The 12,575-nt window shown below is 63.7% G+C and carries 9 protein-coding genes; 5 read left to right on the top strand and 4 right to left on the bottom strand.

All coding sequences use genetic code 11. From position 1 onward, the window contains the following. Nucleotides 1-76: 76 nt before the first annotated feature. Nucleotides 77-967 carry a universal stress protein gene (locus J0J10_RS26010; RefSeq protein ID WP_291650414.1) on the top strand — a complete coding sequence of 297 codons (891 nt, stop codon included), beginning with the start codon at nt 77-79 and terminating at the stop codon, nt 965-967. A 147-nt stretch (nt 968-1,114) separates the two neighbouring features. On the opposite strand, the gene J0J10_RS26005 is transcribed toward J0J10_RS26010, so the two are convergent. Continuing rightward, nucleotides 1,115-1,648, bottom strand: coding sequence for a GNAT family N-acetyltransferase (locus J0J10_RS26005; RefSeq protein ID WP_291650413.1), 534 nt, complete (start codon nt 1,646-1,648; stop codon nt 1,115-1,117). A 320-nt stretch (nt 1,649-1,968) separates the two neighbouring features. Between J0J10_RS26005 and J0J10_RS26000 the strand changes: the two genes are divergently transcribed. Then, a complete protein-coding gene (locus J0J10_RS26000) occupies nt 1,969-4,359 on the top strand; it encodes a phosphoketolase family protein (RefSeq protein WP_291650411.1) in 2,391 nt (796 codons plus the stop codon). A 96-nt stretch (nt 4,360-4,455) separates the two neighbouring features. On the opposite strand, the gene J0J10_RS25995 is transcribed toward J0J10_RS26000, so the two are convergent. Continuing rightward, nucleotides 4,456-5,199, bottom strand: a complete 744-nt coding sequence (locus J0J10_RS25995) for a response regulator (protein WP_291650409.1) — start codon at nt 5,197-5,199, stop codon at nt 4,456-4,458. 138 nt (nt 5,200-5,337) lie between these two features. Between J0J10_RS25995 and J0J10_RS25990 the strand changes: the two genes are divergently transcribed. After that, nucleotides 5,338-6,090: a Crp/Fnr family transcriptional regulator gene (locus J0J10_RS25990; protein WP_291650407.1), complete on the top strand. Its 753-nt coding sequence runs from the start codon at nt 5,338-5,340 to the stop codon at nt 6,088-6,090. A gap of 9 nt (nt 6,091-6,099) precedes the next feature. Further along, the gene (locus tag J0J10_RS25985) at nt 6,100-8,013 is read left to right on the top strand and encodes a hybrid sensor histidine kinase/response regulator (protein WP_291650405.1); all 1,914 of its coding nucleotides are present in this window, start codon (nt 6,100-6,102) and stop codon (nt 8,011-8,013) included. 129 nt (nt 8,014-8,142) lie between these two features. On the opposite strand, the gene J0J10_RS25980 is transcribed toward J0J10_RS25985, so the two are convergent. Continuing rightward, nucleotides 8,143-9,729, bottom strand: a complete 1,587-nt coding sequence (locus J0J10_RS25980; protein WP_291650403.1) for a bifunctional aminoglycoside phosphotransferase/ATP-binding protein — start codon at nt 9,727-9,729, stop codon at nt 8,143-8,145. Between the two features lie 408 nt (nt 9,730-10,137). Then, nucleotides 10,138-11,745, bottom strand: coding sequence for an MBL fold metallo-hydrolase RNA specificity domain-containing protein (locus J0J10_RS25975; RefSeq protein WP_291650401.1), 1,608 nt, complete (start codon nt 11,743-11,745; stop codon nt 10,138-10,140). 189 nt (nt 11,746-11,934) lie between these two features. Between J0J10_RS25975 and J0J10_RS25970 the strand changes: the two genes are divergently transcribed. Then, complete coding sequence (locus J0J10_RS25970; protein ID WP_291650399.1) at nt 11,935-12,381, top strand: host attachment protein; 447 nt, start codon at nt 11,935-11,937, stop codon at nt 12,379-12,381. Nucleotides 12,382-12,575 lie beyond the last annotated feature (194 nt).

The raw sequence follows: 12,575 nt of genomic DNA, 5'->3' as shown, positions 1-12,575 counted from the left end.
GCGATCTGCATCCGACTTTGCTCGATTGCACAGCAAGAACGGCGATCCGAGATCAGCGCTCGATGCGGAGGTTGGCATGAACGACATCACCGCTTCTTCGAACACCTTGGCGAACGCACAGACCGCTCGCGGCTTGGCCTATCGCGACATCGCCGTCCATCTCGACGGTTCACCGGAAGACGAGACCCGTCTGGCTCACGCCGAAGCCCTTGCTGAGCGCTACACGGCTCGGATCACGGGCATCTTCACCAACCCCCTGCCCGATCCCGCTCTCTTCGCCGGGGATTTCGGCCTCAGCGCGATCGGCCAGTTGGTCGATGCCGCCCGCGAGGAAGGGGACGTCTGCGAGAAGCGGCTGCGGCAACGACTGGCCCGCCTCGGCCCGGCGCATGAGATACGTCGTCTGGACGCCTTCCCCGGCCTTCTCGAACAGGCCGTCGCCACCGAAGCCCGCTGGAACGACCTTTTCATCGCGACCTGCCCACGCGAAGACGGCCACGGCCGCTGGCGGTCCCTGGTCGAGAGCGTCATGTTCGACGCAGGCAGAGGACTCTATCTCCTGCCGCCCGGGGCCACGTTGCGTTCCCCGATCAAGACCGTGCTGATCGGATGGACCAATACGCGCCAGAGCGCGCGCGCCGTGGCCGAGGCGCTGCCTCTGATCACCCGGGCGACACAGGTTCATATCGTCACGGTCAGGGAGGAAGCGCATGGACGGATGGGCGGTGCCGAAGTCCTCGCCGACATCAGCGCGCACCTTGCCAGACATGGCGTTGAGGCGACGGCAACCGCCCTGAACACGCAGACATCCCCGACCGATGCGCTCCTCGCTGAAGCCAAGAGGATCTCGGCGGATCTGATCGTCATCGGAGCCTACGGCCATTCGCGTTTCAGGGAATGGGTGCTGGGTGGCGTCACCGCGGATTTGCTCGACGGTTCTCCAGTGCCGTTGCTCCTCGCTCACTGATTGGAAGCGCGATGACCGGCGCCGCCGGTCATCGCATGCGATTTCCACGCAAGCTCATGAAAGGCGGCGCGTCGCGAGACGCGCCAGATTCTGGCCGAAAAGCGCCCCGACACGCGACCAATAATGGCAGCGGCCCGCATCAGCCGGTCATTTCGGCTTCGGCGCCTGTTTGAGTACTTTTCGAAGCACGACGAGCCGAACATCGTCCGCGCACTCGTCAACCTCGAAGCCCTGCTCGCGCTCGAGCTCGATTGCTTCGTGGTTCTGCCGATCCTCCAGAGATTCGATTACGTGGACGCCCTTGTCCTCGGCGACTTTGCTGATGTGCCTGAGCAATTCCCAGCCGACGCCCCGGTTCTTGTACTCACTTCGGATCGAGATCGCGACCTCTCCTCTCTCCAGGGCGGCGTCGCAGGCCAGCATGCCGCTGGCGATCATCGTCTTGCCGTCTTCGGTAAAGGCGATGAAGTTCTCGGTCTGCCGATGATCGATCTTCGTCATGGCCGCCAAGCGGTCGTGCCCCACCTCCCTCACCGTCGTCAGGAAGCGAAAGCGTAGATCCTCGGGCGTCACGTGTTGGAAGAACTCGGCAAGCCCAGCTTCATCATCGGGCCGGGCAGGTCGTACTTGAAATCTGAAGCCGGTTCGCGCGCTCAGGGTCCGGTTCTTATCCTGGGTCATCATTCGCTCTCCCTCCAATCGCCGCGTGATCGCGCGGCCTCACTTTCGCTCCAGAACCCCCTCCGAGTTCCCCTACGGCACAATATCCGGCTCAGGCGGCGCCGAGCCTCGGCACCCGGAGCTTCGGCTGAACGGCGAGATCCGGACGTTTCGGCAGGCCACGAACAGATCGACGCCATGATGCTATTGAATTGTTCCCGGTGGCGTCAGCTATTCCGTAGCGGCTGAATGTCGGACGCGCTTTGTTGGAGATCAAAGCGCGAAATGCCTGTGCGGCAGTATCGAGTTTTTATCTGACGACCCCTTCCGGGAGCGCAGCGATGACTCCGAACGATAGCGACACGCCGGCCCAGCCGGCTCTGAGTTCAGATGAGATCGCCTCGATGCAGGCGTGGTGGCGGGCCGCCAACTACCTCTCCGTCGCGCAAATTTACCTGCTGGACAATCCACTGTTGCGCGAACCTCTGCGGATCGAGCACATCAAGCCGCGACTGCTCGGCCACTGGGGCACGACACCGGGCCTGACCTTCACCTACCTGCACCTCAACCGCATCATCCGGGCCCGAAATCTCGACATCCTCTTCATTGCGGGCCCGGGCCACGGGGCACCGGGGGTGGTGGCCAGCACCTATCTCGAAGGGACCTATAGCGAGCTCTATCCGGAGATCTCGCAGGACGAGGAAGGCCTGCGCCGCCTCGTGCGGCAATTCTCCTTTCCGGGCGGCATCCCCAGCCACACCTCTCCCGAGACGCCGGGCTCGATCCATGAGGGCGGAGAGCTCGGCTATTCGCTGGTCCATGCCTTCGGAGCCGTGCTCGACAATCCGGATCTGATGGTCGCCTGCGTCATCGGTGACGGCGAGGCCGAGACCGGTCCCCTGGCGGCGTCCTGGCACTCCAACAAGTTCCTCAACCCGGCGGCAGACGGTGCTGTCCTGCCGATCCTGCATCTGAACGGCTACAAGATCGCCAATCCGACCGTGCTCGCCCGCATCCCGCACGCGGAACTGGAGGCGCTGCTGCGCGGATACGGCTATGATCCGCTCTTCGTCGAAGGCGAGGAGCCGGAAACGATGCACCGGGCGATGGCGGCCACGCTCGACACCGCATTCTCCAGAATTGCCGCGCGCCAGAGCGAGGCCCGTGCCGGGCAAGCGCATGCTCGTCCACGCTGGCCGATGATCGTACTGCGCAGCCCCAAGGGCTGGACCGGTCCCAAGCGCGTAGACGGCCTCAAGGCCGAGGGCTTCTGGCGCTCCCACCAGGTGCCGTTCGGCGACATGTCGAAGCCCGGGCATCTGCAGCTGCTCGAGGACTGGTTGCGCAGCTATCGCCCAGAAGAGCTGTTCGACGCGGCCGGCCGACTTCATCCGAACCTGGCAGCTCTGGCGCCGTCAGGTGACAAGCGAATGAGCGCCAACCCCCATGCCAATGGCGGGGCGCTGCGCCGGCCCCTCAGGATACCGGACTACACCGGGCACGCCGTTGCCGTGGAGCGCCCCGGCAGCAGCAAGGCCGAGGCCACGCGGGTCATGGGCGCATTCCTGCGCGATATCATGAAGGCTAACGAGGCCAGCCGGAACTTCCGGGTCTTCGGCCCCGATGAGACGGCGTCGAACCGCCTGCAGGCCATCTTCGAGGTGACGGACCGGGCCTGGCAGGAAGCGGTCATCCCCGAGGACGAGCATCTCGCACGCGACGGACGCGTCACCGAGATCCTGAGCGAGCATCTCTGCCAGGGCTGGCTCGAAGGCTATCTCCTGACCGGCCGCCACGGCCTGTTCTCCTGCTACGAGGCCTTCATCCACATCGTCGATTCCATGTTCAACCAGCATGCGAAATGGCTGAAGGCGGCCAAGGAAGTGCCCTGGCGGCGGCCGATCGCCTCGCTGAACTACCTCCTCACCTCCCATGTCTGGCAGCAGGACCATAACGGCTTCAGCCATCAGGACCCCGGCTTCATCGACCATGTCGTGAACAAGAAGGCCGATATCGTGCGGGTCTATTTGCCGCCGGACGCCAACACGCTGCTGCACGTCACGGATCATTGTCTCAGGAGTTGGGACCGGATCAACGTTATCGTCGCCGGAAAGGCGCCCTCGCCGCAATGGCTCGACATGGATGCCGCGATCAAGCACTGCTCGCAGGGCATCGGCATCTGGGGATGGGCCAGCAGCGACCGCGGCTCAGAGCCCGATGTGGTGATGGCCTGCGCCGGCGACGTCCCGACATTGGAGACGCTCGCGGCGGTGACGCTGTTGCGCGACCATCTGCCTGATCTGCGGGTCCGCGTCGTCAACGTCGTCGACCTGATGACCCTGCAGCCAAGGACGCAACATCCCCACGGCCTGACCGATGCCGATTTCGACGCGCTGTTCACCACCGACAAGCCGGTGATCTTCGCCTATCACGGCTATCCCTGGCTCATCCACCGCCTCGTCTACAAGCGGACCAATCACGCCAACATCCATGTGCGCGGCTATGAGGAGGAGGGTTCGACGACCACCACCTTCGACATGGTCGTGCGCAACCGGCTCGATCGCTTCCATCTCGTCGGCGATGTCATCGAGCGGGTGCCCAAGCTCGCCGCGCGCGCGGCCTACGCGAAGCAGTTGATCCGCGACAAGCTGGTCGAGCATCGGCGCTTTATTCGCGAGCACGGCGTGGACCTGCCGGAGGTGCGTGATTGGCAATGGACGGGGACCCGGTGAAGGCGGACAGGGCTCGGAAGCGCGCCGTGCCGACTTCGGAACTCAGAACGCGCGCGCTGCTTTTCGGCCCGACGTGTCGCCGGTCCGGCCAGGGCGTCAGCTCGCTCGCTCGGATGCTTGACCGGTGAAGACGTAGCCAACGCCGCGGACCGACTTGATCAGGCTCGCAGGATGTTTGCCCGCTTCGATTTTCTTGCGCAGACGCGAGATCTGAGCATCGATCACCCGGTCAGGCGCCTCGTAATGGCGGCCTCTCGTCAAATTCATCAGCCTGTCGCGCGAGAAGACCCGGCCAGGATGCTTGGCCATCACCAGGAGAATGTCGAACTCTCCCGTCGTCAACGCGACTTCCGTGCCCTCGGGTGCGACCAGCCGGCGTTCGCGGGGATTCAATAACCATCCATTGAACCGGATGACGTCTTCGCCTTCGCCGTCGATCGCTTGGGGCGGCTGCGCATGGTGCCGCCGCAGCACGCTATGCAGTCTCGCCAGGACCTCGCGCAGATGAAACGGCTTTGCGATGTAGTCGTCGGCCCCCATCTCGAGTCCGACGATCCGGTCCACGACATCATCCCGCCCGCTCAGCATGATGATGGGCATGTCCGAGCTTGTGCGGACTTCGCGGACAAGCATCAATCCGTCCTCTCCGCCGCCCAGGATCAGGTCGAGCAGAACGATGTCGATCGCGTCGCGCTGCAGCGCATCCCGCATGCCCTGCCCGTCCGCCACGGCACTGACCTGATAGCCTTCATTTTCGAAGTAGCGGGTCAGCATTTGGCGAATGCGCGGATCGTCATCCACGACCAGAATATGAGCGCTGCATGATGTCGGCTCGGCCATGGCGGACCGTGGAGCTTGGGTCACTGATTGATGTTACAATCTGTGACAATTTTCAACGCAAGCTAACATGCAGACCTTCGCAGCGCCACACATCGCCGCTTTCTTCCCAATCGTCAGCTCGGTGTGGAGGACAGCGCCATGTCTGTTGCGAGTGCGGCGTCTCACTTTCCTTCCCCGTTGCACATTGTCCCGAACGATCAGCCCAAATCCGGCTTGCTGGGACTTTTCAGCCAGCAGCCCCTGGAAACGTTCGAGCGCGGCCAAGCCGTGTTTCGGGACGACGATCCGGCGATGCATGTCTTCAAGATCGTGAGCGGCCTTGTCCGTATCGCCAAGATCCTCAACGATGGCAGCCGCGTCATCACGGACTTCTTCTATCCCGGCGAAATCTTCGGCCTTGCTCCGGATGAGCGCTATCTCGGAGACGCCGAGGCCGTCGGGGAAGTAAAGCTGCGCCGGCTCAGCCGGAATCGCTTTCAGCAAGCGGTCGACAGCTCCGAACAACTGCGGCCCCAATTCATCAACTGGCTGTATCGGGAGATGGCAAGCGCGCAGGCCAGAATGGTGCTCCTCACCCGCAAGAAGGCCGAGGAGCGGGTTTGCGACCTCCTGCTCACGCTCGCGCGGCGTGCCGGGAACGATAACGGGCCCGCCTCAGAGATTGAAATCCCGATCAGCCGGATCGACATGGCGGACTATCTGGGGCTGACGATCGAAACGGTCTCGAGAACGATGACGAACTTGATCAGGCGGGGCGTCATCCAGTCAAGCGCGCGCTATCGCTTTACGATACGCAAGCCGGCGCTCTTGAAAAGCCTTGCCGACGGCGGTGACGAATACCATGATCTGGATGGCATACCTCTCGGCCGGCAGGCCATGCGAGCGCATTGACAGGCGGCAATGACGGCAGCACGCAGGCCAAGGGCGATCAGCCAGCGGAGCCTGGATGAGATCGTCCAGGTCCTCGATGACGCCAACATCATCGTCTTCGAGCTCGCGGGACGGATTCTTCGTTGGAGCGGGGGCTGCGAGGATCTCTACGGCTGGACTGCGCAGGGAGCTCTCGAGCAGAACGTCCGCCAGCTCCTGAAGACGGAATTTCCGGAACCGCTCGCAGACATCCTCCGGGACTTGCGCCGGGACGGGACCTGGAAAGGCGAGCTGACTCAGCGCCACAGGGATGGACGATCGATCGTCGTAGTAAGCCGCTGGGTCGTCGTGGCCCGGCAGGCCCCTGAAGACCTCGTGGTCCTGGCGACGAACATCGACATCACCGATTTGAAGAACGCGCAGGCTGCTCTCGCCGCCCGGCAGTCACACCTGCTCTCCATCCTCGAAACGGTACCGGAAGCGATGGTGGTGATCGACGAAGCCGGCAGCATGCTGTCGTTCAGCAAGGCTGCGGAGAAGCTGTTCGGATTCACGGCCGACGAAGTCTGCGGGCAGAATGTTCGGATTCTGATGCCAAATCCCGATCGCGACCAGCATGACGGATATATCAGCCGCTATCTGACGACAGGAGAACGGCGCGTCATCGGCTTCGGGCGGGTGGTCACAGGCCAGCGCAAGGACGGAACGACCTTCCCCATGGAGCTTGCGGTCGGGGAAGCCTCAGCCAACGGCAAGCGCATCTTCACGGGCTTTATCCGCGACCTGACCGGCCGGCACCGGATGGAAGAGGAGTTGCGCCAGTCCCAGAAGATGGAAGCCATCGGCCAGCTCACAGGCGGGATTGCCCATGACTTCAACAACCTGCTGACCGTCATCAGCGGGAACCTCGAAATGATCGAGCGACGCCTCAATGATGACCGTCTCCGGGAACTGCTGCGCGAGGCCCAGGGCGCGGCCGACGACGGCGCCAAGCTCACGGGGCAACTTCTCGCCTTCGGCAGGCGGCAGGCCCTCAATGCGAAGCTGACGGATATCGGGCAGCTCGTTTCGACCTTCACCGAACTGCTTCGCAGGACGCTGGGTGAAACGATCGAGTTGCAGACCGTCATCACCGGCGATTCTCTCACGGCGCTCGTCGATACCACCCAGTTGCAGAATGCCCTGCTGAACCTTGCGCTGAATGCCCGGGACGCGATGCCGCGCGGCGGACGCCTCAGGCTCGAGATCGGGCCGGTCCATCTCGATGCCGACTATGTTCAGATGTATCCGCAGGTCCGGCCTGGCGACTATGTGCTCACCAGCGTCTCCGATACCGGCGCCGGGATGACCGAAGAGGTGAAGCAGCGGGCCTTCGAGCCCTTCTTCACCACCAAGGGCGTGGGCGCCGGCACCGGGCTCGGCCTCAGCATGGTCTATGGCTTCGCGCGACAATCGGGCGGCCATGTCCAGCTCTACAGCGAACTCGACGAGGGAACGACCGTGCGGTTGTTCCTGCCGGCGGCAAGCCCGGATCCCCAAGCCGAAGCCGGCAATGTCAATCCGGCTCCTGCCCCCAAGGCGCGGGCGGACGAATGCATCCTCGTGGTCGAGGACGATGTCCGCGTCCGGAAAGTCGTCGTCGCGCGCCTCGAAGAGGAAGGATATCGCGTCATCCAGGCTGCGAATGGCGAGCAGGCGCTTTCGCTGGTTGTCTCGCACCCCGAGATCCGACTGCTGTTCACCGATGTCGTCATGCCGGGTGGCATGTTCGGCGATGAGTTGGCCAGAGAAGCCCGCCGTCTTCGGCCGAACCTGCAGGTCCTCTTCACATCAGGCTATGCCGAGCCGAGTTTGGCCGGTCGCGAGCTCGCGGAAGGAAGCTGGTTGAAAAAACCGTACACGGCGCGGGAGCTGGCGACACGCTTGCGCCTGCTACTCGACTGAAATTGCGCGCGGGCACGACCGCCAGCCAATAGCATCGGACCGAAAAGTGGACTCCACTTTTCGGGAAACTCCGATGCGATAACAATGAGATAGATCACGGTGACCGCGTCCGAACGGACGCGCGGCGATCTAGGCCGTCGCCGCCGGAGCCCCCGGTCGCGCACGGGCCGGGCTCGGCCAAACCGCTGCGGCGCCGGCATGTGATCTTATTGCCGCCAGAGCGGCTGTCGTGACGAGATCGATGTTCTCCTGCGCCGAAATTCTGGTCCATTCCGTCGCCGCGCCATGCCGGGCGATCTGGTCCATCACGACACCAGGCGTGGCATCGGAGGGATCGCCACGCCTTGCCGCGACACGTTGCACAAGCGTCTCCCGGGGGGCCTGAAGCCAGAGGCCGCAAAACGGCATGCCTGCGCGCCTGGCTACCTCGCCGATCCGTTCGCGCTCGATCCGGCGATCGAAGACCGCGTCGGCGACAGCGGCGTGCCCCTGCGCCAATGCCACCTCGGCACGCTGCATCATGGCGCGATAGGTCCGGGCGGAAACCTCGGCACCGTATGCCTCCGCCGAAAGCCGGGTCTCGACGGGAACGCCGCAGAGCGTCTTGCGGATGCGATCGCTCGCGGCGATGCGGGCTCCGGGCGGCGGCCCGAGCATCGGTGCGAGCTTCGCCGCGAGCGTCGACTTCCCCGAACCGGAATAGCCTCCGACCGCGACGAGGACAGGCGGGCTCGCCTTCAGCAGGCGGCAGCAGAGCTCGAGATAGCCACGCGCCTCGGCCAATCGGGAAGCCTCCGACCTGCCGCTATCGACCGCGGCGACATGCGCGCGCACGGCCGCCCTCACCGCCATGAAGAACGGCAACAGGCGAAGACCCGTCTCATCGTCGATGGCGTCGAGATAGCGGTTGAAGAGGACGTTCGCGAGCGGTTCGAGCTTGCGGTGCCACAGATCCATCAGAACGAAGGCGAGATCGTAGAGGATGTCCACGGTCGCCAGGTCCTCATCGAACTCGAGACAGTCGAAGAGCAGCGGCTTGCCCTCGAACAGGCAGATGTTGCGCAGGTGCAGATCGCCATGCCCCCGCCGAACCTTCCCGTTGCGAGCCCGCAGGTCCAGCAAGCCTGCATGGCGCGCCAGCGCCTCCCGGCACCCTGTTGTGACGGGCTCGACCTCGCTGCGCGAGAGGATGTCGGCATTGGCAAAAGCTCGCTCATTGACCGCGAGCACGCGCTCCATCCGGCTGGCGCCCTCGCCGTCCGGCGAAACGGCTGCCCCGCGATGAAGCCGGGCGATAGCCTCCGCCAGATCAGTCATTCCCGACGCGGTGAGGCACTGTCTCTGCGCCAGCCGATCGAACAGGAAGTTCTCGTTGAAGCGCACCATTTCCAGGACGGCATCGACCAGCTCGCCTCGACCGTTCAGCGCGAGCTCGCCGCTCTGCTCGCGGGTGATCCGATGGACTGCGCGATAGAGATCCGGAGCCGTCCGGCGGTTCAGCAGCAGTTCCCGCTCGCACATCGCCCACCGCCGCGCCGGTGTCGACAGATCCACATAGGGCAGCTTGACCGCGCGCTTCAGCTTGAGAGCACGGGCACCGATCAGCAGAACGACCGAGATATGGGTCGAGATCATCTCCATCCCCGCCGCGCCGCCGCCAAAGGCGTCGCATGATCCCAGGAAGCAGATCGTTTCGTTCTGGCTGGCAAGCGGCATGGCAGGCTCCGGTCTGCCACGCCACTATTCTCCACCCCCCGGAAGGTCGCCTTGATACGCGTCAACCTCGGAAGGGCGTCCGCCAGGAAGCAGCCTTGCCGATCGAAGGGCAACGCCTCACCTTTCCCGCTTGTCGACCTCCTTGACGAAAATCAAGGATGTCCGAGGGCAGTGTCATCATCAAAGCAAGCCCCAGCCGAAGAGCCACGCCATGCCCGAAGCAAGCACCTGGATTGCACGGCTCAGGCAGGCTTGGCTGTCTTGGCGGGACAGGCGCGCCCTGCCGATCACAACTGAACTCGATCAGAAGCCCGCCACCGCTTTCTGGCTCCATGTACGCGCCTTCTTCAGCCTCATACGCCACATCATCTCCCGCTGAAGCGCTGCTATCAGGCGGGTTGATACGGCTTATTCAGCGGCGAGAGCCTTCCGCAGCCGCCTGACGATCTGTTTGCGCGCCCGTTCGTCCGCAGCCAAAGACATCTGCTCGTCGATATCGAGGATCAGGCTGGAAAGTTCGTTGTGCCAATCGAGCCGGCCGGCGCATTCCGCCGCAGTGCGCACCGGGCCACCGATCTGGCAAGGCGCCCCGCCCGGAAGCGCGAACACGCTGTCGAGCGTCGGCTCGATGACCAGCAGGTCGGGATCTACCGCCTTCAATCTGTCGGCGAAACCGAGCATGGCGTGCTCCTCGCCATGCGTCAGAAAGACCGAGCCGGAGATCGGCCGCCGCTCAGCGATCCAGGCGGCAAGCTGAGGCCCGTCGGCATGGCCGGAGTAGACGTCGATCGAGCGGATGCGCGCCTTCACCTGGACGTCCTCGCCCATCAGCCGCACATGGCGGGCGCCATCGAGCAGGATTCGGCCGAGCGTTCCCTGAGCCTGAAAGCCGACGAAGAGGATCGTCGCAGCGCCGCGCCACAGCCATTCCTTGAGATGATGCCGGATGCGCCCGGCATCGCACATGCCGCTCGCCGCGATCACGATGTGAAAGCCGCGGATGCGGTCGATGGCCTTGCTTTGCTCGACCGATTCCGTGAACCGGACTCGCGGGTCCTGCAAGGCATCGAGCAGGGCTTCGCCATTCGCCATCTCGCCGGCATGTCGCTCGAAGACCGTGCTGGCTTTGGTGGCGAGCGGTGAATCGACGAAGATCGGCGCTTGCGGGATGCGCCCCGCTTTCATCAGGCGGATGAGATCGACAAGCAGCTCCTGGGTCCGTTCTACGGCGAAGGAGGGAATGAGCAGCGGCCCCGAGAGCTGTGCCGCAGCTGCCACCTCGGCTTGCAGCAAGAGCAGGCGCTGGTCGAGCGTCACGTCGTCCCGATCGACATCGCCGTAGGTCGTTTCGCAGACGACGTAGTCGACACCCTTCGGACCGGTGGGGCTGGCATGGAACGGCTTGAGGCTGGAACCGACGTCTCCCGAGAAGAGGATCCGAAGCGGCGTTCCGCCCGGCCGGTCGATCTCGATCTCGATCGAGGCCGAGCCCAGCAGATGGCCGGCATCCCAGTATCGCGCCCGAATCCCTTCGGTGATCGCCACCAGCTTGCCGAGCGGAACGGCACGAAACTGTGTGAGGGTCGTGACGGCCTGTTCGGCCCCGTAGATCGGCTCTACCGCCGCACGGCCACGCCGCGCATTTCGCCGGTTGAGCTGTTCGACCTCCATTTCCTGGATATGCCCGGAATCGGGCAGCATCACCGAGCAGAGATCGACGGTCGCTGCGGTTGCGAAAATCGGACCCAGGAAACCGTCTTTCGCCAGCTTGGGCAGCAGACCGCTATGATCGATGTGGGCGTGCGTCAGGAGCACGGCATCGATCGCCGCGGGATCGAAGGGAAACGCCCGGTAGTTCAGTTCCTTTTCAGTTTTCGACCCTTGGAACAGACCGCAATCGACGAGGATTTGTGCATGCTCTGTCCGAAGGGCGAAGCAGGAGCCGGTGACGGCGCGGGCGGCGCCGTGGAAACAAAGGCGGATACCAGTTTCGCGCCGCGCGTCCGCCATCGCCATCGTTAATCTCCCAAAAGAGCTGCAGGCCTGAGTTCCGACAAGGCGCAATCGAGGCATGTTCGGTTGCTTATCGCCTTGCGAGCGATCAAATTTACGGCGAGCGCGTTCCTTTTGCTTTGGATCAAGGCGGACGGACTATCAGTTGCGATCCTCATCATCAGGCCAGAACCCGATCGACGGAGCAGTGCCATGGACCTACGGATTCCGCACGATGCCTGGGTGATCGTATGCGACGCCCGCAAGGCGATGTTCCTGCGAAACCAGGGAAGCGTCGCGCAACCCAAATTCGAGGTCGTGGAGGTCAAGAAGGCGCCTGAAAATCCACCTAGCGCTCGTCAGGGCACGGATCGGCCCGGGCGGATGCAAAACGCCGTCGGGCCCACCAGCGCGACCGAGGGCACAGATTGGCATGAGCTCGCTGAAATCCAGTTTGCCCGCGATACGGCGGCCGCTGTCAAACACGCTGATCGATCCGGCGGCCCGCAAGACATCGTTCTGGTGGCGCCGCCGCGTATCCTTGCTTTGCTACGTCAATACCTCGATGTGCAATCGCGCTCGCGTATCCTCGCAGAAGTCGACAAGGACCTGACCAAGCATCCGATCCACGAAATCGAGCGGCTCCTCACAGCTCCGTAGCTGGACACACTCATCCTTTTGGTTTGCGGATGATCGGGTGGCCTGCTGAATAGCCCCTAGATTCCTGGACGCCTTCTTCCCTAATTTTGAGGCAAGGAGGCCATGATGGGGCCCGGACATTTTACGGACGATTTCAAGCGTGATGCGGTCGCGCAGATCACCGAGCGGGGCTACCCCGTTGCAGAGGTGTCGAA

The sequence above is a fragment of the Allobosea sp. genome (assembly GCF_017308075.1).
GTDB lineage: Bacteria > Pseudomonadota > Alphaproteobacteria > Rhizobiales > Beijerinckiaceae > Allobosea.
Note: the sequence above shows the minus strand (reverse complement) of the source record. Positions and strands in the feature narration are given on the sequence as shown.

What these genes read in the sequence shown, in the direction of transcription:
- J0J10_RS25990 (WP_291650407.1), top strand. Translation starts at nt 5,338, where the DNA reads ATGTCTGTTGCGAGTGCGGCGTCTCACTTTCCTTCCCCGTTGCACATT.
- J0J10_RS26010 (WP_291650414.1), top strand. Translation starts at nt 77, where the DNA reads ATGAACGACATCACCGCTTCTTCGAACACCTTGGCGAACGCACAGACC.
- J0J10_RS25995 (WP_291650409.1), bottom strand. Translation starts at nt 5,199, where the DNA reads ATGGCCGAGCCGACATCATGCAGCGCTCATATTCTGGTCGTGGATGAC.
- J0J10_RS25970 (WP_291650399.1), top strand. Translation starts at nt 11,935, where the DNA reads ATGGACCTACGGATTCCGCACGATGCCTGGGTGATCGTATGCGACGCC.
- J0J10_RS26005 (WP_291650413.1), bottom strand. Translation starts at nt 1,648, where the DNA reads ATGACCCAGGATAAGAACCGGACCCTGAGCGCGCGAACCGGCTTCAGA.
- J0J10_RS26000 (WP_291650411.1), top strand. Translation starts at nt 1,969, where the DNA reads ATGACTCCGAACGATAGCGACACGCCGGCCCAGCCGGCTCTGAGTTCA.
- J0J10_RS25985 (WP_291650405.1), top strand. Translation starts at nt 6,100, where the DNA reads ATGACGGCAGCACGCAGGCCAAGGGCGATCAGCCAGCGGAGCCTGGAT.
- J0J10_RS25980 (WP_291650403.1), bottom strand. Translation starts at nt 9,729, where the DNA reads ATGCCGCTTGCCAGCCAGAACGAAACGATCTGCTTCCTGGGATCATGC.
- J0J10_RS25975 (WP_291650401.1), bottom strand. Translation starts at nt 11,745, where the DNA reads ATGGCGATGGCGGACGCGCGGCGCGAAACTGGTATCCGCCTTTGTTTC.